16 protein-coding genes are annotated in these 19,745 nt (G+C 71.7%); 9 read left to right on the top strand and 7 right to left on the bottom strand.

What is annotated here, in order from left to right:
• Positions 1–116: 116 nt before the first annotated feature.
• From J0911_RS09890 to J0911_RS09880, 3 genes are all read right to left on the bottom strand, one after another.
• A complete protein-coding gene (locus J0911_RS09890; protein WP_207275302.1) occupies positions 117–1,226 on the bottom strand; it encodes a hypothetical protein in 1,110 nt (369 codons plus the stop codon).
• Between the two features lie 231 nt (positions 1,227–1,457).
• Positions 1,458–5,219 carry a right-handed parallel beta-helix repeat-containing protein gene (locus tag J0911_RS09885; RefSeq protein ID WP_207275301.1) on the bottom strand — a complete coding sequence of 1,254 codons (3,762 nt, stop codon included), beginning with the start codon at positions 5,217–5,219 and terminating at the stop codon, positions 1,458–1,460.
• A gap of 156 nt (positions 5,220–5,375) precedes the next feature.
• A complete protein-coding gene (locus tag J0911_RS09880) occupies positions 5,376–6,815 on the bottom strand; it encodes a Gfo/Idh/MocA family protein (RefSeq protein WP_207275300.1) in 1,440 nt (479 codons plus the stop codon).
• A gap of 427 nt (positions 6,816–7,242) precedes the next feature.
• Here J0911_RS09880 and J0911_RS09875 point away from each other — a divergent pair, with 427 nt between their 5' ends.
• Positions 7,243–8,619 (top strand): PI-PLC domain-containing protein, encoded by a 1,377-nt coding sequence (locus J0911_RS09875; protein ID WP_207275299.1) that lies wholly within the window; start codon positions 7,243–7,245, stop codon positions 8,617–8,619.
• A gap of 181 nt (positions 8,620–8,800) precedes the next feature.
• Here the strand turns inward: J0911_RS09875 and J0911_RS09870 are convergent, their stop codons facing one another.
• From J0911_RS09870 to J0911_RS09860, 3 genes are all read right to left on the bottom strand, one after another.
• A complete protein-coding gene (locus J0911_RS09870; RefSeq protein WP_207275298.1) occupies positions 8,801–9,484 on the bottom strand; it encodes a SprT-like domain-containing protein in 684 nt (227 codons plus the stop codon).
• A 118-nt stretch (positions 9,485–9,602) separates the two neighbouring features.
• Complete coding sequence (locus tag J0911_RS09865; RefSeq protein WP_242636541.1) at positions 9,603–10,628, bottom strand: 3-oxoacyl-[acyl-carrier-protein] synthase III C-terminal domain-containing protein; 1,026 nt, start codon at positions 10,626–10,628, stop codon at positions 9,603–9,605.
• Between the two features lie 103 nt (positions 10,629–10,731).
• Positions 10,732–11,469 (bottom strand): FadR/GntR family transcriptional regulator, encoded by a 738-nt coding sequence (locus J0911_RS09860; protein ID WP_207275296.1) that lies wholly within the window; start codon positions 11,467–11,469, stop codon positions 10,732–10,734.
• 94 nt (positions 11,470–11,563) lie between these two features.
• Between J0911_RS09860 and J0911_RS09855 the strand changes: the two genes are divergently transcribed.
• From J0911_RS09855 to J0911_RS09840, 4 genes are all read left to right on the top strand, one after another.
• The gene (locus J0911_RS09855; RefSeq protein ID WP_207275295.1) at positions 11,564–12,469 is read left to right on the top strand and encodes a (Fe-S)-binding protein; all 906 of its coding nucleotides are present in this window, start codon (positions 11,564–11,566) and stop codon (positions 12,467–12,469) included.
• Entirely contained in the window at positions 12,466–13,998 is a 1,533-nt protein-coding gene (locus J0911_RS09850) for a LutB/LldF family L-lactate oxidation iron-sulfur protein (RefSeq protein ID WP_372434862.1), read from the top strand. Before J0911_RS09855 ends, J0911_RS09850 begins: the two co-directional genes overlap by 4 nt.
• Complete coding sequence (locus J0911_RS09845) at positions 13,995–14,780, top strand: LutC/YkgG family protein (RefSeq protein WP_207275294.1); 786 nt, start codon at positions 13,995–13,997, stop codon at positions 14,778–14,780. The genes J0911_RS09850 and J0911_RS09845 overlap by 4 nt, the downstream gene beginning before the upstream one ends.
• A 64-nt stretch (positions 14,781–14,844) precedes the next feature.
• Positions 14,845–15,201 carry a hypothetical protein gene (locus J0911_RS09840; RefSeq protein WP_207275293.1) on the top strand — a complete coding sequence of 119 codons (357 nt, stop codon included), beginning with the start codon at positions 14,845–14,847 and terminating at the stop codon, positions 15,199–15,201.
• A gap of 6 nt (positions 15,202–15,207) precedes the next feature.
• Here the strand turns inward: J0911_RS09840 and J0911_RS09835 are convergent, their stop codons facing one another.
• Entirely contained in the window at positions 15,208–15,621 is a 414-nt protein-coding gene (locus J0911_RS09835; protein ID WP_207275292.1) for a DUF2000 domain-containing protein, read from the bottom strand.
• A gap of 49 nt (positions 15,622–15,670) precedes the next feature.
• Between J0911_RS09835 and J0911_RS09830 the strand changes: the two genes are divergently transcribed.
• The 4 genes from J0911_RS09830 to J0911_RS09815 all read left to right on the top strand — a co-directional run bounded on the left by J0911_RS09830 (position 15,671) and on the right by J0911_RS09815 (position 19,615).
• Positions 15,671–16,501 carry a helix-turn-helix domain-containing protein gene (locus J0911_RS09830; protein ID WP_307865010.1) on the top strand — a complete coding sequence of 277 codons (831 nt, stop codon included), beginning with the start codon at positions 15,671–15,673 and terminating at the stop codon, positions 16,499–16,501.
• Between the two features lie 85 nt (positions 16,502–16,586).
• Positions 16,587–17,450: an LppM family (lipo)protein gene (locus J0911_RS09825; RefSeq protein ID WP_207275291.1), complete on the top strand. Its 864-nt coding sequence runs from the start codon at positions 16,587–16,589 to the stop codon at positions 17,448–17,450.
• A 154-nt stretch (positions 17,451–17,604) separates the two neighbouring features.
• The gene (locus J0911_RS09820; protein ID WP_207275290.1) at positions 17,605–18,258 is read left to right on the top strand and encodes a uridine kinase family protein; all 654 of its coding nucleotides are present in this window, start codon (positions 17,605–17,607) and stop codon (positions 18,256–18,258) included.
• 154 nt (positions 18,259–18,412) lie between these two features.
• The gene (locus J0911_RS09815) at positions 18,413–19,615 is read left to right on the top strand and encodes a glycosyltransferase (protein WP_307865009.1); all 1,203 of its coding nucleotides are present in this window, start codon (positions 18,413–18,415) and stop codon (positions 19,613–19,615) included.
• Positions 19,616–19,745 lie beyond the last annotated feature (130 nt).

The raw sequence follows: 19,745 nt of genomic DNA, 5'->3' as shown, positions 1-19,745 counted from the left end.
GCGGCAGGCGTCACGGGGTGGTCGTGGGCAGGCCTCGCGACGCGGCACGAACGGGCGTCGCGACGCGGTCGCGGCCCGGCGCGGTCGCGGCCCGGCGCGGTCGCGGCCCGGCGCGGTCAGCAGACGTCGAGGCGCGCGTTGCCCGTGATGTTCCATGTGACGTTCACGCCGCACGGGGACTCGCGGACGCTCGTGTTGTCCACACGCGCCGTGACCGTGACGTCGCGGGTGTTGGGGAACTCGCTGCGGGCGGCCACGCGGACCTCACCGCCGCCGTTCACCGTTCCGCCGTCGATGCGGTAGTTGTAGCAGTTCTCGATGAGGACCGCGTTGTTGCCGTTGTTCGCGAGGTCGATGTTGCGGATCTGCACGCCGCCCGACTCGGAGACGCAGAAGACGCCGCGCCCGCCGCCGCGTGAGACGACGCGGTCCACCACGATGTTCGTGGGGTAGGACCCGTCGCTCATCCGGCCTGCCCGGTTGGCGGTGCGGAAGGTGGCGTACCCGGTGCCGGTGGCGACGTCGTCGCCGTCCACGGTCCCGATGTTCGCGTTGACGGTGTTGTTGAGCAGGAGGCCGGTGCCGTCCACGTTGCGCGCGACGACGCGGCCGACCTCGAGTCCGTCGACGTTCCAGGTCTCGACGCCGTGGTTGTTCGTGCCGGAGACGTAGACGTCGTCGATCACGACGTTGCGGCTGCCGGGGTGGTCGCGCTCGAACCGGATGCCGAGCCCGCCGCTGAGGTCGAGGTCGATGTCGCCGAGGTGCAGCCCGTTCATGCCGTAGAACCGCATGCCGAAGTACGGGTTGCCGGTCATGTTGACGTCCCAGATGGTGACGTCGGAGGCGTTCAGGGCCTCGATCGCGCCGCGACCGCCCCGGTTGCCGACGTTCATCGTGCCGCAGATCGAGATCGAGGTGTGGCTCGGCAGCGAGATCGTGCTCGCGCCGATGGAGCCGCTCGCCGGGACCGCGACGTGCTGCTGCGAGGTACGGCCGGGCGTCAGGTTGTCGATCCCGGCCTGGATCGCGGCGCGGTAGTCGCCGCCCCGGTAGACGGTGTTGCCGTGACTGGTCGTGGTGTAGTTGCCGGACGAGCCGGTCACCATCGAGGTGCCGGAGTTGCAGTCCGCGGCTGCGGCGGGCGTGGCCGAGCCGGGGATCAGGCCGACGGCGGCGACGAGAGCCGCCGCGGCGACGGCGACGGTCGCTCGGTTGAGGGGCATGGCGTCCTCCAGGTGATCGTCGTTGACCGGTTGAATCGATACACCGAAGGATGGCGCTTTCCTACCCCCCAGGGAAGAGACCCGAAACGGTTACACCCAAGATGCGGTCGGTCCCTTGTCGAGTGGTCGGTCCGATGTCAATGCGGTCGGTCCCTCAAGGGACCGACTTCTCGACAACGGACCGACCTGGCTCGACAACGGACCGACCGCATCATTCCCTGCCAGGACGGGTCAGCGGCAGGGCTCGGCCGCCCCCCAGGCGCCGTGGACGTTCGTGCCCGGTTCCAGCCCGCGCGTCCACCAGTAGGCCACGTGGTTCACGCCGTCGTGCGAGACGACGTCGCCGCGACCGTACGTCGCGGCCGCGTCCCACGGCTCGGCGCAGTCCTCGGCGGGTGGCATGGCCGCGGGTCCGACGGCGACCCACGGGCCCCATGACGAACCGGCGACCGGCGCCGTGCCGCGGGTCCACCAGCGCGCCCGGTACGCGACGCCATCGTGGGAGGCCACGTCGCCCGCGGTGTAGATGGTGGTCGGGTACCAGGGTGCGACCGGCACCACCTCGGGGAGCGGTTCGATGACGGTCGGGTCCGGGTTCGCCGCGAGGCGCGCCCCGGTGTCCGGCGGCGCGACGTCCGTCAGCTCGTACAGGCCGTGCATCACGACCGAGCCGTCCGGGCCGATCTCCGGTCGGATCCCCGCCGCGTCCGTCGAGACGAACCAGTCCTCGGTCACCTCGGCAGGCTCCTCGCCCGGAGCCGCGGCGACGCCGTCGAAGTAGTTCGTCGGGTCGGTCAGGAGGGAGGTGTCGTCCTGCTTGAGCTCGAGCTCGTCGGCCATCGTCGCCTGCCAGGACAGCACACCGGAAGCCCGGTAGTCCGTCTCAGGAGCGGCCGTGGTGAGCTGCACGTTCATGGCGCTCCTGGTCGGCGACGCGAGCCCGTTGCCGACGCTCGTGACGTTCTCCAGGCGGACGTCCGGACCGGAGTTGGAGGTCACGCCCTTGGCCAGGTTCCCGAACGAGACCGAGTTGCGCAGCACGTGGGCGCCCGGCATGGACTCGCCACCCAGCTTGAACCCGTTGCCCTCGCCGAGGTCGGTCAGGCCCTCGTCGCCCTCGAGCCACCCGTTGGCGTAGGCGACCGAGTCCTCCACCGTCACGACGCCGATCGGACCGGTCGTGGACTTGGCATACAGGTCCCAGCCGTCGTCGATGTTGTGGTGGGCGATGCTGTGCCGGATCACGTTGCCCTCGCCGGCGGTCAGCTTCACGCCGAAGCCGTCGGCGTCGTTGCCCAGCGGGTCCCTGTTGTTGTGGGCCTCGGACGACACGACGAGGTTGTGCGACGGCCACATCCCCGGCGGTTCGGCGGCCAGCCCGGAGATCTGGATGCCCGAGTCCTGGTTGTGGTGCGACTCGATCCTCTCGATCACGTTGTGGTGGCCCCCGACGTGCAGTGGCTTCTTGTACCCCTGCGACCGGGTGATCTCCAGGTCGTACAGGTGCCAGTGGTCACCGCGCAGCCAGATGCCGCCGCTCTCGGACTCGGACAGGTCCAGCACCGCGCGGCTGCCGGGCTCCGACATGAGCGTGATCGGGGCGTCGGCGGTGCCGTTCCGACCGCGCTCGATGACGATCGCCTCCTGCGGGAGGTACGTGCCGCCCTCCAGCACGATCTGCTGGCCGGGCTGGGCGTAGGCGACCGCCGTGTGCAGATCGAGCGGTGCGTCGGAGGTGCCGTCGCCCTCCGCGTCGCCGTCGGGCGCGACCCGGATCGCCTGCCCGGGCTCGCCGTACGCCCGCGCGTCGAAGCTCAGGCCGATCTCGACGGGATCGGTGGACTCCAGTTCCTCGCGTTCACCGAAGTGGGGCTGGTCCGCAGCCGGCACCAGACGGGCGGTGAACTCGTTGGTGCCGCGCGCCAGGTCGAGCGGCACGACGGTCCGCTCGCCGGGCACGACGTCGAGGCCGTCGGCCACGACGGCGCCGTCGGCGTCCGTCACCCGGGCGGTGCCGTACACGTTGGACGTGAACGGCACGTCGATCGAGTCGTGCGGCGTCGTGCGCGTGACGTCCGCGACCAGTTCCGGCGTGACGTACACCGGCGGCGGTTCCTGCGCGGGCTCGTCGTCGTCCGGGTGGATCGTCTCGAACGACCAGTCCGTCACCGTGACCTTGATCTTGCGCGCCGCGAACAGGCCGACGTAGAAGACCTCGTCGTTCTGCGTGAGCAGCATGTCCGGGTCGTACTGGATCACCTCGTGGCTCTGCTCGCCGTCGCGGTGCCAGCTCGCGTGGAACCCGGTGTTGGAGCGGCGCAGCGTGAGCTCGTAGTCCTCTCCCGCCTCGAAGCGCGGCGGGTTGGCGTTGCCGCCCTCCTCGTAGCCGTCCTTGTAGTCCCAGTCGAACGCTCGCGAGTCGGTCATGTCACGGCTCGCGGAGCTCTCGGTGGGCGGACCGGTGTACCCGTGCACGAACTTCGCGCCCGGTGTGCCGTACCGCACGCCCTCCTCACCGCCTGCGCCGAACAGGTACTTGGCGACCGACGCCCCCGCGGAGTTCATGTACCGCGCCGAGCTGTCGTTCGGGACGAGGTCGTCCACCGCGACGATGCCGAAGCCGGACTGGTTGTCCTTCGACGCCGAGTCGTCCACGTGGATGGTCGCGCGGAGGGTGAAGTTCTCCGTGTCGGGGTCGACGGCGGTGTAGTGGTACCAGAACCCGTCCTCGGAGTCGGCGGCCTTGCCCGAGTTGCCGAGCGCGTCGAACGTGATCGAGCCGTCCTCGTTCTCGACGACCTCGCCGCCCGAACCGACGCCGACGTGCGCCGTCTGCCAGCGCTCCACGGCGTCCGCGACGGTGAACTCGACGGGGGCCGACGTCGCGGCGTCGGCTCCGCGGTGCGCGACGACCCGTGCCTCGTAGGCCTGGCCCACGGTCAGGCCGCCGACGTCGGCGGTGGTGCCGGAGACGCCGTCGACGACGGTCGCGAACTCCCCGGTGCCCTGCCGGACGCCGACGGAGTAGGTCTCGGCCTCCGCGACCGCGGCCCACTCGACCGTGACGGTCCCCACGGCGCCCGAGACTCCGGTGGTCAGGATGCCCGAGATCTCCGGCGACGCGAGCGGGAGGGAGAACTCCGGCGTCACGAACCGCTCGGAGAGGAGCGGCGTGTCCTCGTCCGCCCGCGTGAGCAGCACCTCCACGGCGTAGCCGCCCGACGACGGCGGCTCGACCGCGAGCGTGCCCGTGGCGCCGTCGGCGGCGGTGAAGGCCCGGTCGACGACGTTCCCGTCGGCGTCGTAGAGGTTGACGTGCGCGAGGTCGGCGCCGTCCGGCCCGACGGCCCCCGTGAAGCCGACCAGCAGGCGGCCCGGATCGGCGGGATCGAGGGCGACGTCGTCGACCACGGGGGCCGCGACCTCGGTCCAGGGCGTCCGGCCCGTGTCCGGCTCGACGCCGAGCTCGGCGTAGAAGACGTTGACCCCGGAGCTCGGCGAGGCCAGCCAGTAGGTACCGTCCGCCGGAACGGTGAGCACCTCGGTGGTGATGGGGACGTCGTCGTCGTCGGCCGCGGCGACGACCCGGTCGACCTCCGCCCAGGACGCGTCGTAGAGCGCGAGGGCGCGGTCGGCGGTCCCGCTGCCGCTGCGGGCGTGCACCGTGACCTCGGTGCCGGCGGTGGCGTCGAACCGCAGCGAGCGCTCGGCCGCGTTGCCCGAGCCGTTGAGCTTGAGGCGCTGCGCGTACACGTCCCCTCGGTCCGAGGTGCGGTCGGCCGCGTCGACGGTGACCGCCTTGGCCTCGGACGCCATGATCGTGAAGGCGCCCGAGGCGACGTCGCCGGTGGTGATGCTCCCCGGCGCGAGGTCACCGACGACGAGCGCGGTCGCGGGATCGGCCGCCGTGGGGGCGGTGGCGCCCGCGAGCACGAGCGCCGCCGCTGCGACGGTGGTGAGTAGCGTGCGAGGTCCTACGCGTGTTCGAGACATGATCTCCTCGTTGAGATGCGTCGGTACGGCACCCGCCACCTGCTGCCGCCCACATCGCGACACCTTCGGGAAACCGGTTTCCCGTACCGTTGCACGGAACCCCTCGCCTGCGCAAGCCTGTCCTCACCCGCCGCAGCCGGGCCGCGGCACCACGGGTCAGAGATCGAGGTCGAGATCCGCAAGGGGAACCGGGGCGCCCGTCTCCAGGGAGGCGTTGCCCGCGTAGCCGACCGCCGAGGCACGGATGCCGTCGCGGTAGCCCGCGGCCCGGCCGAGCGGATCCGTCAGCCCCGACGGCGCGAAGACGTCCCGCAGCAGGAGCGTGTCACCGCCTCCGTGGCCGCCTGGACCGACCGCGACGATCGGCCGCTCCTCCGCCTTCTCCCAGTGGCGCTGCACCACGAGACGCTCGCCCGCCGGCCGGACCGGGTCCTCGGCCTGGGCGTCGGTCGCGCTCGGGTCGAGGATCGCCGCCCCCGCCTCCGAGAACATGACGGATCCCCGCTCGACGACGTCGAGCTCCGCCCGCCCGCGCGTCCCGTTGACCACGACCCGGTAGCCCTCCCAGGGTGAGTGGGCCGTGAGGGAGTAGCTCATCGTGGCGCCACCGGCGTACTCGACGACGAGGCTGAGCGTGTCCTCGGTGGTGATCCCGGCGTCGAACACCGAACGGTTGCGCACGTACCCGTCGTGCGCCTGCGCCTCGGGGCCGTAGAGCCCCGACAGCCACTCGTTCTTGTCGAGGTCGAGGTGCCACGGGTCGACTCCGCCGTCGTTCAGCTTCCGCTCGGTCTCGGTGGGTTCGTAGCCGTCCGCGTGGCCGGCGTCGTCGCCGTAGAACATGCGCCCGCCGACCGCGAAGACCCGGCGCGGGACGTCCTCGATCCACCAGTTGACCAGGTCGAAGTGGTGGCTCGACTTGTGGACGAGCAGCCCGCCGTTGTTCACCTTCTCGCGGTGCCAGCGGCGGAAGTAGTCGGCGCCGTGCACGGTGTCGAGCGCCCAGTCGAAGTGCACGGACAGCACGCGGCCGATCTCGCCGGAGGCGATGACCTCGCGCAGCGCGGAGTTCCGCGGCGCGTACCGGTAGTTGAAGGTCATGACGAGGTCGCGCCCGGTCTCCGCGACCGCGTCGACGATCTGCCGCGCCTGGTCCGCGTGCGCGGCGATGGGCTTCTCGACGACGACGTCGGCCCCGGCGCGCAGCGCCCGGCTGACCAGGTCGCCGTGGGTCCGGTCGACGGAGGTGACGATCACGCGGTCCACACGCTCGGTCTCGATGACCTTCTCGAGGTCGTCCGGGTCGTACACCGGGCGTTCCCCGCCAACGGCCGCCGCCACACGGGCCTCGTGGAACGCCGCGCGCACCGGGTTGGGCTCCACCCAGGCGACGATCTCACCGTCCGCGGCGTGCGTGCCGATCAGCGCGTCGACGTACATCGCGGCACGGTGGCCCGCGCCGACGACGGCGTAGCGGGTGCGCCCTTCCGGAAGCGGACCGTCGATCGGGACCGGGACGTGGGTGGACCCGGTGATCGGCTCGGTGGTGGGGGCGTTCGGCTCGGATGCGGGCCGCTCGGCTGTCGGCTCGGGCATGGTGCGCTCCTCGGGGTCGTCATCGACAGGCACGGTCGCCTGACGACGATACCCAGCCGGGGCGAGTTTGGAAAGCGCTTGCCACTTGTGGCCGGCGCCTTCTCCGCGCCCCGGTCGCCCCGGTCGCCCCGGTCGCCCCGGTCGCCCCGGTCGCCCCGGTCGCCCCGGTCGCCCCGGTCGCCCCGGTCGCCCCGGCGAGGAGGATACGCACCGGCCCTCATGAACGAGCCACGTCACGGGGCACAGCCATACCCACGACCCGAGAGGAGCCGACCAGAGGCCTTCCCGCAGCCGGCACGCCGTGCCTGACAGCCGCGGCCCCGCTGCGGGCGGTCGCCGGACGTGCAGTTTTCCCGTACTGACAAGGGACCGACGGGTCTGCTGGGATGGGCACCGAGCGATCCCGCGACCTCGAGGAAGGTTCCCGATGCGCGCCTCCCGCATGTTTCCCGCCCTCGCCGCTGTCACGGCGGCGGCACTCATGACCGTTCCCGCGACCGCCGTCGCCCCCTCGGCGGGCACGGCCGTGCCCGCCGAGGGCACGTACTACGTCCAGAGCGCCACGACCGGCCTGAACGCCGCCGACGCAGGCGGAACCGTCGAACAGCATCGCCCGCGAGGCGACGAGGACCATCAGCAGTGGCTGCTGCGTGCCTCCGGATCGGATCACGTCCTGGAGAGCGTCGACCGGCCGGGCCGTTGCCTGGGCCGGGACGGCGCAGCAGCCGGCGTCGTCGACTGCGCGAGCGACTCCGCCGTCTGGGCGGTCGACGACGTGGGAGAGGACCGCCATCTGCTCAGGGAGCCCGGGACCGAACGGCTTCTCACCGTGCGGCCCAAGCCGTCCGGTGAGAACTACCCGGCCGGGCTCGGCGTCGGCGGCGCGAGTGAACTCGCCCACTGGTATCTCACCCCGGCCCAGCCGGTACGACACCCCCTCCCCCCGGCCGGTGACCGCACCCTCGACCAGGTGTCGTTCCTCACCACGCACAACTCCTACGCCAACGGAGTCGACGGCGGCTTCGCACCTCCCTTCATCAACCTCGCCCCCAACCAGGTCCGGGGTATCGAGCAGCAACTCGCCGACGGCGTCCGCGGGTTCTCGTTCGACATCCACCAGACCCCGGACGGCGCGATCCTGTGCCACAACAGCTGCTTCTGGGTGAGCAGCCCGGTGGCTCTCTGGGTCGATTTGCAGCGGATCGTGGACTTCCTGAACGCCCATCCCGACCAGGTCGTCACCGTCTTCCTGGAGGACTACGTCGACCCGGAGGTGCTGCGCAGCGAGATCGAGCGAGTGAACGGGCTCCCGGACGTGCTCTACGACCCCGCCCGCACAGGTGTGCGCCAGAACGGCTGGCACACGATGGACGAGCTGATCGCCGCCGACGACCGGCTGCTCATCTTCACCGACCACAGCCGTGCGGCCGATGCCGCCGCCGGCCTCACGCGGGACCAGTTCGGCGTCATGTACCAACGGGAGTGGACGGTCGAGAACTACTGGTCGATGGGCCCCGGCATCGGGGGTTCGGACTGGGCGTGCTACAGCCGGTGGTACGGCGCGGGCGAGAACATTCCGCTGACCCGCACCGAGCCCGGGTTCCGCCCGCTGTTCGTGATGAACCACTTCCGCGACGTGCCCGTGGAGGCCACCGCCCGCACCGACAACGCGAACGCCCTCAACCGGGCCGAACGGTTCTGCCAGCCCGCCGCCCGGAAGAAGCCGAACTACCTCATGGTCGACCGGTACGACGTCGGCGATCCGGCCGCGGCGGTCGCGTCCCTGAACCGCTACTGGTACTGACGTCTGCGCGTCTTCGCTCCTCCCCACGGCTGCGTCACCCGACCCCGCCGCGGCAGCGGCGCGGCGGGGCGGCGGGGCGGCCGCAGCGGGGCCCGGATCACGCGGCGCCCGGTCCACCTGCGGGATGCGGTGCGGGCCGTTCCCCGACCGCATCCCGCCGCCAGCTCGCGCACGGCCCGGGTCAGCGCCTCGACGCGGGGACACGCCACGGACCGTCGACCGGGACGTCGCTCGCCGGCTCGTCGGGGCCGATCGTGACCGGGTCGAGCGTCTCCACGACGAGCGTCCGCCGCCCGGACGCGGCGCGCGCGATCCGCTCCTCGGTGCCGGGCTCGACCGACACCCGCACACCGAACTGGGCGCACAGCTCCCGCAGCTCACGCTCGTACCGCTCCCCCATGGCCGCGTCGTGACCGCGGTAGGTCCACGCGATGAGGTGGCGCGGCTGGAAGCTCGTGGTCCCGTCGCCGCACTTCCTGCACGACATCGGTACCCCGGGCCGCCGGAACCGGGTCGTCCGGTGCCCGCCGGGACACACCCCGATCCACGGGCCGTCCAGCGTCGGCGCCTGCGGATCCACGTACCGGAGCCCCGAGCACCCGATCTCGCGGGCCTTCGCCCGCCACTGCTCGCCGTGCCCCGCCTCGTGGCCGGCCAGCGCGTGCGCGATCTCGTGCAGCACGGTGTCGCGGACCTCGCCCTCGTCGTAGACGGCCGCGAGCGGAGCGGAAAGGCTGATGCGACGCGCTGCGAAGTGACACATGCCCGCACGGCGCTTCGCGTCGTCGTACTCGAACCTCCAGTCCGCCAGCCCGTGCCGGTCCATGAGGTCCCGCGCGAGGTTCCGCGCCTCGACAAGATTCATGACTGCCCCCTTGGTTCATCGCCGTCCGGGCCGTCCGGACGACATCGAACCTAGGAAAGCTGTCTGACACCCGGCGGAAGTTATCCACAACGCCCAGGCGAGAGGTGGTGCCGGGCCGTCATCGCTCCGGCGTCATGACCACCTCGCCCGCCCAGGTGAACCCACCACCGAACCCGAACAGCAGCGCGGGCACGCCCTGGGGAATCCGCCCGGCGTGCCACCACTTGGACAGTCCGAGCGGGATCGAGGCCGCCGACGTGTTGCCGGACTCGGTGATATCGGTGACCACCACCCTGTCCTCCACGCCGAGCGACTTGGCCAAGGGCTCGATGATGCGCAGGTTCGCCTGGTGCGCCACGAGCACCTCGATCTCGTCGAGCCGCAGCCCCGCCGCGTCGACGACACGCCGGGCCCGGTCGGCAGCCCGCATGATCGCCCACTTGAACACCGCGCGACCGTCCTGGGCGAACTTGTCCTGCGGGGCCTCGATCAGGACCGCGGGAGTGATCTCCGGTTCGGACCCCCACACCACCGGCCCGACGCCCGGTTCGTCCGCCGCCCGCAGCACCGCCGCCCCGGCGCCGTCCGCCGTGAGGATGCAGGTGGAGCGATCGGTCCAGTCCGTCACGGCCGTCAGCTTCTCGGCTCCGACGACGACGGCCGTGCGGGCGCTCCCGGCACGGATCGCCTGGTCCGCCAGACCCAGCGCGTACGCGAACCCGGAGCACGCCGTGTTCACATCGATGACGCCCGGTCCCACCACGTCGCGCAGGTCGGGTGCCTCCTCACCTTCCGGCGTACTCGCTCCCGGCGGGAATCCCGTCCGCAACGCGTACGCGACGCGTCCCGCGGTGTTGGGCGAACGGTCCATGGCGGTGGCGGTCGCCACCACCACGAGGTCGACGTCCTCGTGAGTCACTCCGGCGTCCGCGAGAGCGTGGCGCGCCGCGGCGGTGGCCATGTCGGCGACGCCGACGTCGTCGTCGGCCACGTGGCGCGTGACGATGCCGGTGCGGGAGCGGATCCACTCGTCGTTCGTCTCGACGAGCTCCGCGACGTCGTCGTTGGTCATGACCCTGGCGGGCTGGTGGTGCCCGAGGCCGATGATCCGGGAGCCGGCCGGGCCGGCGGGCAGCGTGAGCATGGTCCCGATCATGGCACGCCATGACACCAGCCCGGCAGGCGGCGAGTGCGCGCCCGCAGGTGGTGGCTGCGGCGCCGGGCCGCCACGGGCCCCGTCGCGCCGGTCAGCGCCGCAGCCCGCCGTCGGGACGCAGCTCCCCTGCCAGACCGGTCTCGACGTAGAACTCCTCGATGTGCTCCCGGGCCAGGCGCGCCGCCGTGGCCCCGTCCCCGACGGAGACGGCCTCGAGAATTCCGGCATGCTCGGCGGCCAACCGGGCCGAGGTGTTCGGCCAGTCGGGGAGACGGGACACGCCCTCGGTCACGTACTGGCCGATCGCACCGCGCAGACCGAGCAGGAAGGCCTCGACCACGTGGTTGCCGGCGATCCGGGCGAACTCGAGGTGGAACGCCTGGTCGGCTGCGATGAAGTCGGTGGAGCTCATGCCCGGCTCCTCCATGGCGTCCACGAGTCGGCGCGCACCGGCGAGCGCCGTGTCGCCGATCTCTCGCGCGCGGTACCTGTCCCCCGCCGTACGGATGGCCCAGGTCTCGAGCAGCACCCGGGTCGCGACGACGTCCGGGACGCGCAGCGCGCCCGAGGAGACATGCAGCCGCATCGCCATGTGCAGTCCGGCCGCCGGCCGGTCGACCACGACGGCCCCCGCGGTGGGCCCGGACCCGACGGCGGTCCGGACCACCCCGGCCGCCTCCAGGATCCGGATCGCCTCACGCACCGAGGTACGGGACACTCCGAGCTCGTCCGCGAGCGCCCGTTCACCGGGCAGTCGCTCGCCGAGCGCCCATCGCCCGGCCACGAGTTCGGCCTCGATCCGCGCGAGAACGCGCTCGTGCGTACGCATGGGGACACGGTACCCGTGTGGTCCGACCACATGCGGTACCGTGTGCCGCATCGTGCGCCGCCGCCCGGACCGCGCCCCTTTGAAAGGATGCAGGATGCGCATCGCCCTCGCCGCCACCTGCCTCGGTGACGCGATGTTCCCGCAGGCACCCATCGCCGTGGTGCGCCTTCTGGAGCGCCTCGGCCACACCGTCGTGGTGCCCGAGCGGCAGGCGTGCTGCGGACAGATGCACGTCAACACGGGCTACCAGCGCGAGGCCGTGCCGGTGGTGCGCAACCACGTACGGACGTTCGGGCCCGTGGCCGACGGAGAGTGGGACGCCGTCGTCGTCCCGTCCGGATCCTGCACGGGCTCGATCCGGCATCAGCAGGCCATGGTGCTCGACCGCGCCGGCCTCGCCGCGGAGGCCCGTACGGCGACCGCCGTCGCCGCCCGCACCTACGAACTGTCCGAGCTCCTGGTCGACGTCCTCGGCGTGACCGAGGTCGGGGCGTGGTTCCCGCACCGTGTCACCTACCACCCGACGTGCCACTCACTGCGCATGCTCGGCGTCGGCGACCGGCCGCTCCGACTGCTGCGCGCGGTCGAGGACATCGAGCTCGCCGACCTCCCGGAGGCCGCGGGCTGCTGCGGCTTCGGCGGCACGTTCGCGTTGAAGAACTCCGACACGTCGGCCGCGATGCTAGCGGACAAGGTCCGTCACGTGACCGGCACGGGCGCGGAGTTCCTCACCGCCGGGGACTACTCGTGCCTGATGCACCTCGGCGGCGGGCTGTCTCGCCACGCACGCCGCGGCCGGAGCGAACGACCGGCCGCCCAGGAAGCGACCGGCCCCGCGCGGACGACGCCCGCCGTCCGGACCGTTCATCTCGCCGAGATCCTGGCGAGCACCCGCGAGCAGCCCTGGTCGCCCGGATCCGCGGACAGGACGCCGATGTCGGAGTCGAGTGGCACGATGCGCAGCACACCTGCCGGGAACGCGAAGGGGGCCGCACGATGACCACGGGGAACAACGCCGGGCCGCCGTCGAACCGCACCTTCCTCGGTATGCCGCAACCGGCCGACCCCCTGCGTTGGGGGCCGTCGTTCCCCGACGCGGCACGGCGCGAACTCGGCAACGACCAGCTGCGCCGCAACCTGGGCCACGCCACGTCGACGATCCGCGCCAAGCGCGCCAAGGTGGTCGGCGAGGTGCCCGACTGGGAAGCGCTGCGCGACGCCGGCTCCGCCCTGAAGGCGCAGGTCATGGACCGCCTGCCCGAGCTCTTGGAGGAGCTGGAGCGGAACGTCACGGCACGGGGTGGCGTCGTGCACTGGGCGCGGGACGCCGCGGAGGCGAACCGTATCGTCGCAGGCCTCGTCCAGGAGGCGGGCACCGACGAGGTGGTCAAGGTGAAGTCCATGGCCACGCAGGAGATCGGACTCAACGAGGCGCTGGAGGCCGAGGGCATCCACGCGACCGAGACGGACCTGGCCGAGCTCATCGTGCAGCTCGCCGATGACATGCCCTCCCACATCCTCGTTCCCGCGATCCACCGCAACCGGGCGGAGATCCGCGAGATCTTCCTGGACAACATGGGCGACGCGCCGCCGGACCTCACCGACGTGCCCCGCGAGCTCGCGATGGCCGCGCGCGCACATCTGCGCCGCAAGTTCCTCTCGGCGAAGGTGGCCGTGAGCGGCGCGAACTTCGCCGTGGCGGAGACGGGGACGCTGTCGGTGGTCGAGTCGGAGGGCAACGGGCGCATGTGCCTGACGCTGCCGGAGACCTTGATCACCGTGATGGGGATCGAGAAGCTGATCCCCCGGTTCACGGACCTCGAGGTGTTCCTCCAGCTCCTGCCGCGCAGCTCCACCGGCGAGCGGATGAACCCCTACACGTCGATGTGGACGGGTGTGACGCCGGGCGACGGCCCGTCGGAGTTCCACCTGGTGCTGCTCGACAACGGCCGCACACGCGTGCTCGCCGACGAGGTGGGTCGGTCCGCGCTGCACTGCATCCGCTGCTCCGCGTGTCTCAACGTGTGCCCCGTGTACGAGCGGGTCGGCGGGCACGCCTACGGATCGGTGTATCCGGGCCCGATCGGTGCCATCCTCACGCCGCAGCTCACCGGGGAGTCGTCGGACCTGCCGTACGCCTCGACGCTGTGCGGGGCGTGCTACGAGGTGTGCCCGGTGAAGATCGACATCCCCTCGATCCTGGTCGACCTACGGGCACGCGAGGTCGAGTCGGGGTCCGCCGGACGGGGCTGGGGCGCGGCCATGAAGACCGCGTCGACCATGATGTCCGACGGCGGACGCTTCCGCCGGGCGGCGCGACTCGGCCGGGCCGGGCGGATCCTGGGCGGACGCGGCGGAGTCATCTCGCGGCTTCCCGGGCCCGGCGCGGCGTGGACGGCGTCCCGTGACCTACCGCTGCCGCCCAAGCGGACGTTCCGGGACTGGTGGGCGGCGCACGAGCGTGAGAAGACCGGCGAACGAGCCGGGGACGATCGGCCCCGGCCTGGAGATGGAGCGGAGCCCCGATGACGACCGCCCGTGACGAGATCCTCGGCCGCGTCCGCGCGGCCCTCGCGACCGGTACGGCCGGGCCGGCGGCGGCCTCGAGCACCGGGACGCCCGCCGGCAGCACGACGACGTCGACCGTTCCCCGGGAGTACCGGGAGAGCGGCGAGCACGGCGCGGGGTCGGCGCACGTACTGGATCTGCTGGTCGACCGGCTGGAGGACTACAAGGCGCAGGTGCATCGTGTCTCGGCCGCCGAGGTGTCGGCGACGCTCAGGCGCCTTGCCGCCACGCTGTCGGACCGTGACCACGTGCCGGAGCGAGTCGAGTCAACGGGGTCCGGGGCGGTACCGCGCCCCGACACGGCGGAGCGTGCTTCTGGCGCACCCGGCGTCGTCGTCGTACCCGCCGGTCTCGCGGCCGAGTGGGTGACGGCGATGTCCGACGGCGGGGTCGACGTCGTCGTCGACCCGCCCGGGGCGCCCCTCACGCCGTCGGACCTCGACCGGGCCGCCGGTGTCGTGACGGCGGCGCGGGTCGCCGTCGCCGAGACCGGCACGATCGTGCTCGACAGCGGGGCCGACCAGGGCAGGCGAGCGATCTCGCTGGTCCCGGACGTGCACATCTGTGTGGTGCGCGCGGACCAGGTGGTGCAGACGGTCCCGGAGGCGGTGCGCCGCCTGGCACACCACCCCGACCGCCCGCTCACCTGGATCAGCGGTCCGAGCGCGACGAGCGACATCGAGCTGAACCGAGTGGAGGGAGTCCACGGGCCGCGGACGTTGCAGGTGGTCCTCGTCGGCTGACTTCCGGCGGGCGTCTCGACCGAACTTCCGGGCACCGGTCCGCGAAGCCGCTACTCTCGCCCGTGTGGCGAGGATCTGGCGCGAGCGGTTCGACCCGGAACGACATCGGGACTTCATGACGGGAGCTCAGGAGCCAGGTGGCCGGCCGGTCACGGGTCGGCCTCCCGAGTGGGTGATGCTGGTCCGGGAATGCGGGGTGACCCTCCAGTTCATCTCGCTCGAACAGCTGCGCGAGGCGCGTGACTACTTCGGAGATCCGCGCCCGATGTCGACGCGCCGACACAACAACGGCCTCGAGCACTACTGGCATTTCTGGTGGGAGAGACTGCCCAAGGGCCTCGTGCGTTCCTCCAGGAGGCGCAGAATGACCAAGGCCCTGGAGCGTGCGCTCAACCGGTTCGGCGCACCAAGCCGACCATAGGCCTGCTCACCCGTGCAGCGTCGCGCCCTTCACCACCTTGTCCACCACGCGCCGCTCACCGGCCACGGCGACTCCGACCAGGTCGAGCTTCTCGGTGGAGACCGCCGCGACCGCCGCGCGGTTGTCGACGTCGTTGCCCGTGGCGAAGAGATCCGCCGTGTAGAGGCCGATGCGCAGCCCGCGGGACTCGGCGCGGGCTCGGATCGTGGCGAGGCGGTCGCCGTCGGCCACCATGACCATGACGGGAGTACCGAGCATCGGGAGGTATTCGCGGCCGTCGGCGTCGCGGTAGGTATCCCCGACCAGCTCCGGGTAGGCCGCCGTCACCGCGCTCGCCAGGAAGGCGGTGACGTTGTTCTCCTGCCAGCCCAGCAGGTCGTCCCGCAGCACGATCACGATCTTGGCTTGTTCGAAGGTCATGGACCGAGCCTGCGCCCAGGAGCTCGCGCGGATCTTGTACTTTCTTGATGTGGCTCAGGATGTCGTGCGCGCGTGGCGGCCCCGGGTACCCGGCGTCACGGAGGTGCTGCACGCCGCCTGGCGGGAGCACTCGTACCCGGCACACACGCACGACACGTGGACCGTGCTCATCGTGGACTACGGCCTGATCGGTTACGGACTGGGTGGTACGGAGCACGCAGCGCGGAACGCGGGGGTGACCGTGCTGCCGCCGGGTGTCGTGCACGACGGGCGATCCGTGAGCGCGGCCGGCTTTCGCAAGCGGGTGGTCTATCTGGAGCAGGACGCCCTCGACGCCCAGTTGGTCGGGCACGCCGTCGATGCGCCGCTCGTCATGGACGACTCGCTGCGGACCCGCTTCGCCGGACTCGACCGAGCGCTCATCCTGCGGGAGGACGTCGCCGCGGAAAGCCTGCTCGCCCTCGTCCGGGAAGGGTTGGCCTGGCACCTCTCCGGACACCCCGCGCCGCCGCACCAGCCGCCGAGCGCGCCGACGGCCCGGACCACCCGTGACCTGCTCGACGCCGACCCCACGCAGCCGATCCGGCTCGCCGACATCGCGGACCGGGTCGGTGTGACCGTCCCCCACCTGGTACGCGCGTTCACCCGCGAGTTCGGCATTCCGCCGCACCGCTACCTGGTCGGCCGCCGACTCGACCTGGCACGACGCCGGCTGCTCGCGGGGGAGCCGGCCGCCGACGTCGCCTCCGCCACCGGATTCCACGACCAGGCACACCTGACCCGGCACTTCCGCAGGTTGCTGCGCACGACACCGGGCCGGTACCAGCGCGAGGGGCGCGTGGTACGAGAGCCCAGCGCACGCGGAGTCACACGGCTATAACGATGCCGGCCCGACGCGGGTGAAGTTCCGGCAGATTCTGCCCCACCGTGCCGCGGGCCCTTTCCGCCACGCGAGAATCCGCCCTATGAACCATGCACGACGTATTTTCGCGGCTGCCGCGTTGACCATGGCAACCCTGTTGCTCGCGGGCTGCATCAAGATGGACATGACCCTCACGGTCAACGGTGACGACACCGTCGACGGCGACATCGTGGTCGCGGTCTCGGACGCGACGGCCGAGACGATGGGCGCGACGCCCGAGGAGTTGCTCGAGCAGGCGGACGCCGACTCCATCGGCGAGGACGCCTCCGACGTCAAGCCCTACGCCGAGGACGGATTCACCGGCAAGCGCTTCATCTTCGAGAAGTCCCCGATCGAAGACTTCTCCGACGGCGAGATGTCGATCGTGCGCGACGGCGACGAGTTCGTCGTCGAAGGAAGCCTGCCGATGAAGGCGGAAGACCTCGACATGACCGAGGAAGAACTCGCAGACCCGGCCACACAGCAGGTGCTCGCCGAGTTCGCCGTGAACGTGTCGTTCACCTTCCCCGGCGAGATCGTCGAGTCGAACGGAGAAGTCGACGGCAACACCGTCACGTGGACGGCCGAGGTCGGCAAGAAGAACGCGATGACTGCCCGCGCGTCCGCGCTGACGGCTGACGAGGCCGCCGCCGAGGAGGTGCCGGGCGAGGACGCGTCCGCCGAGGACGCCACGACCGACGCCGCGGACGACACCGAGGCGAGCGCCGTCGACAACTCCGCCGAGCAGGAGGGGACCAGCTTCTGGGGTTCGCTGCCGGGCATGATGATCATCGGTGCCGGGATCGGACTCGCACTGGGCCTGGTCCTCACCCTGGTCCGGACCGCCCGGAATCGGAAGACCCCGGCTGCCGAGGCGGACACGCCGCCGGCCCCGGCGACGGAGCCGGTCGACCCCGAACGATCCTGACCCGTCCGACAGAGCCACGGTCTGTGTCGGGGTTCCGACACAGGCCGTGAGGGAAGATCGGCTCGCGCCGGGCGGTCCCGGTGGGCGCGGTCGGTCCGCATCCGGACAGCCGGTCACCGTGCCACGCCGCCGGGGTACGGGACAATGGACTCTCGTGACCGACCCCGCGGAACCCCTCGATCTCGCGCTCTTCGACGTACCGCCCGGTACGCGCCACCCTCGCACGAAGATCGTGCTGCTCACCGGCCCGTCGGGGTCCGGCAAGTCCTCGCTGACGCGCCGCGTGGGCATGCCCGTCGTCGAGCTCGATGACTTCTACCTCGACGTCGACCACCCGGGGCTGCCGCACGCGTTCGGCATCGTCGACTGGGACGATCCGGCCTCCTGGGACGGCACCGCCGCCCTCGCCGCGCTGCGCGAGATCGCCACCTCGGGGCGCGCGGAGCTACCGGTCTACGACATCCCGAGCTCCCGCCGCACCGGGACCCACATCTTCGACGCCGGCGGCGCACCACTCGTCATCGCGGAGGGCATCTTCGCGGCGGAACTCGTCGCCGCCTGCCGCGCCGACGGCATCCTGGCCGACGCGATCTGCCTGGCCAGGCCGCGGGTCGTGACGTTCTGGTTCCGGCTGCTGCGCGACGTCGCGGAGTCCCGCAAGCCGTTGTCCACCCTGCTGCGCCGTGGTGTGGCGCTCTTCCGCGACGAGCCCCGGCTCGTGAAGCGATGGACGGCGCTGGGCTGCCGCGCCCTCGGCCGCACGCGCGCTGAGGCATCCTTGCGGAAGCTTGTGCGAGACAGTTCCTGACAGAAGTCATGTACGCGTAACACAGACGCCACATGCCTCTCATCAAACCGCCTCACCCTGTGAGGAGGTCGCATGGTGGCCGGTGTCGCCCCGCGCCGGAACGGCACCGCGGCTCCGGCCACCACGCGGCCTCCTAGAGACGGAGGTGATGTCTGTGATCCAGCGCAACGGACTGCGCGTGCTCTCGCTCTACGAGGGCTTCTTCAGCGGCGGTGCCCGGGTACTGCACTCCACGGTCGTGACCGGGCTGCACCAGAGCGGCCGCCAGCAGCACTCGGTACTGAGCCTGCACCACGAGGTCAAGCGAGAGTCAACGCTCCAGCGCATGGAGGACGATCCGCGGTACCGCGCGCTTCGTGCCGCCGGCGTGCGTGTCACCTCGCTGGGCCGAAGCACGGAGGTGGAACACGATCCGCGTGGCTTCACCGACGCGGAGATGACGGCGGCGGTGCGGCAGGCCAAGGCGGCCGACGTCGTCCTGTCGCTCAAGGAGCAGCCGCTGCGGCTCGTGAACCAGCCGGCGTTTCCGCGCCGCCCGGTGGTGGCGTGTCTGCACCGGTCGGATCCGGAGCACCAGGGCCATGCGCTCGACGACCTCATCTCCGCGGCGAACCTCGGCAGGCTCGCCGCCGTGGTGTGCTGCGCGGAGTCCACCCGCGACGCGTACCGCACGGCGGGCGTGCCCGGTGAACTGCTCCGGGTCGTGCCGAACGGGATCAATCTCGTCCGGTTCCGCCCGGCTCATGGCGCCCGGCGTCTCGCCCTCCGAGGCGCGCTCGGGGTCGCTCCCGACGACACCGCCGTCGTCTACGCGGCGCGCTACGACGCGATGAAGAACCCGGAGCTCTTCCTCCGCTCCGCCCGGGAGTTCCTCGACATGGACGCGTCCGGTCAGGTGCTGATGTGCGGCGCCGGGATGGACGGCGGGAATCCGGGGCTCGCCGACGATCTCACCCGGATCTTCGGCGACCGGCCGGACCTGCTCGGCAGGCTGCGGCTGCTCGGCGTCCGGCACGACATGGAACTCCTGTACGCGGCGGCGGACGTGGTCGCCCTGACGTCGGCGTTCGGCGAGGCCGCTCCGCTGTGCCTCATCGAGGGGGCGATGTGCGGGGCGGTACCGGTCACGACACCGGTGGGCGACGCTCCCTCGATCGTCGCCGGCATCGGGTTCGTCACGTCGTACGAGCCCACCGACATCGCGGCGACCTGGGTCGAGGCGGCCGCCCGCCGCGAGTCGCTCCGTGCGGCGCGCGACGCCGCCCGGCCACGCTTCAGCCATGTCCGCATGATCGCCGGCTACACCCAGGTGATCGAACGCGCGCGCAAGGAGGCCGGCCGCCTGACCCGGGTCTGACCCCTCCCCGCGCTCTACCGAGCCCGGCCCGACGGACCGGTCACGGACCTGCACGAGGCGATGTGGTCGGTCCGTTGTCGAGGTAGGTCGGTCCTTTGTCGAGCGGTCGGCTGCCCGAGGGACCGACCGC

The sequence above is a fragment of the Myceligenerans salitolerans genome (genome assembly GCF_017349295.1).
Lineage (GTDB): Bacteria > Actinomycetota > Actinomycetes > Actinomycetales > Cellulomonadaceae > Myceligenerans > Myceligenerans salitolerans.
Note: the sequence above shows the minus strand (reverse complement) of the source record. Positions and strands in the feature narration are given on the sequence as shown.

Bases quoted from the DNA above. Each gene is read 5' to 3' on its own strand.
- J0911_RS09890 (WP_207275302.1), bottom strand. From the start codon at position 1,226: ATGCCCCTCAACCGAGCGACCGTCGCCGTCGCCGCGGCGGCTCTCGTC.
- J0911_RS09885 (WP_207275301.1), bottom strand. From the start codon at position 5,219: ATGTCTCGAACACGCGTAGGACCTCGCACGCTACTCACCACCGTCGCA.
- J0911_RS09880 (WP_207275300.1), bottom strand. From the start codon at position 6,815: ATGCCCGAGCCGACAGCCGAGCGGCCCGCATCCGAGCCGAACGCCCCC.
- J0911_RS09875 (WP_207275299.1), top strand. From the start codon at position 7,243: ATGCGCGCCTCCCGCATGTTTCCCGCCCTCGCCGCTGTCACGGCGGCG.
- J0911_RS09870 (WP_207275298.1), bottom strand. From the start codon at position 9,484: ATGAATCTTGTCGAGGCGCGGAACCTCGCGCGGGACCTCATGGACCGG.
- J0911_RS09865 (WP_242636541.1), bottom strand. From the start codon at position 10,628: ATGCTCACGCTGCCCGCCGGCCCGGCCGGCTCCCGGATCATCGGCCTC.
- J0911_RS09860 (WP_207275296.1), bottom strand. From the start codon at position 11,469: ATGCGTACGCACGAGCGCGTTCTCGCGCGGATCGAGGCCGAACTCGTG.
- J0911_RS09855 (WP_207275295.1), top strand. From the start codon at position 11,564: ATGCGCATCGCCCTCGCCGCCACCTGCCTCGGTGACGCGATGTTCCCG.
- J0911_RS09850 (WP_372434862.1), top strand. From the start codon at position 12,466: ATGACCACGGGGAACAACGCCGGGCCGCCGTCGAACCGCACCTTCCTC.
- J0911_RS09845 (WP_207275294.1), top strand. From the start codon at position 13,995: ATGACGACCGCCCGTGACGAGATCCTCGGCCGCGTCCGCGCGGCCCTC.
- J0911_RS09835 (WP_207275292.1), bottom strand. From the start codon at position 15,621: ATGACCTTCGAACAAGCCAAGATCGTGATCGTGCTGCGGGACGACCTG.
- J0911_RS09825 (WP_207275291.1), top strand. From the start codon at position 16,587: ATGAACCATGCACGACGTATTTTCGCGGCTGCCGCGTTGACCATGGCA.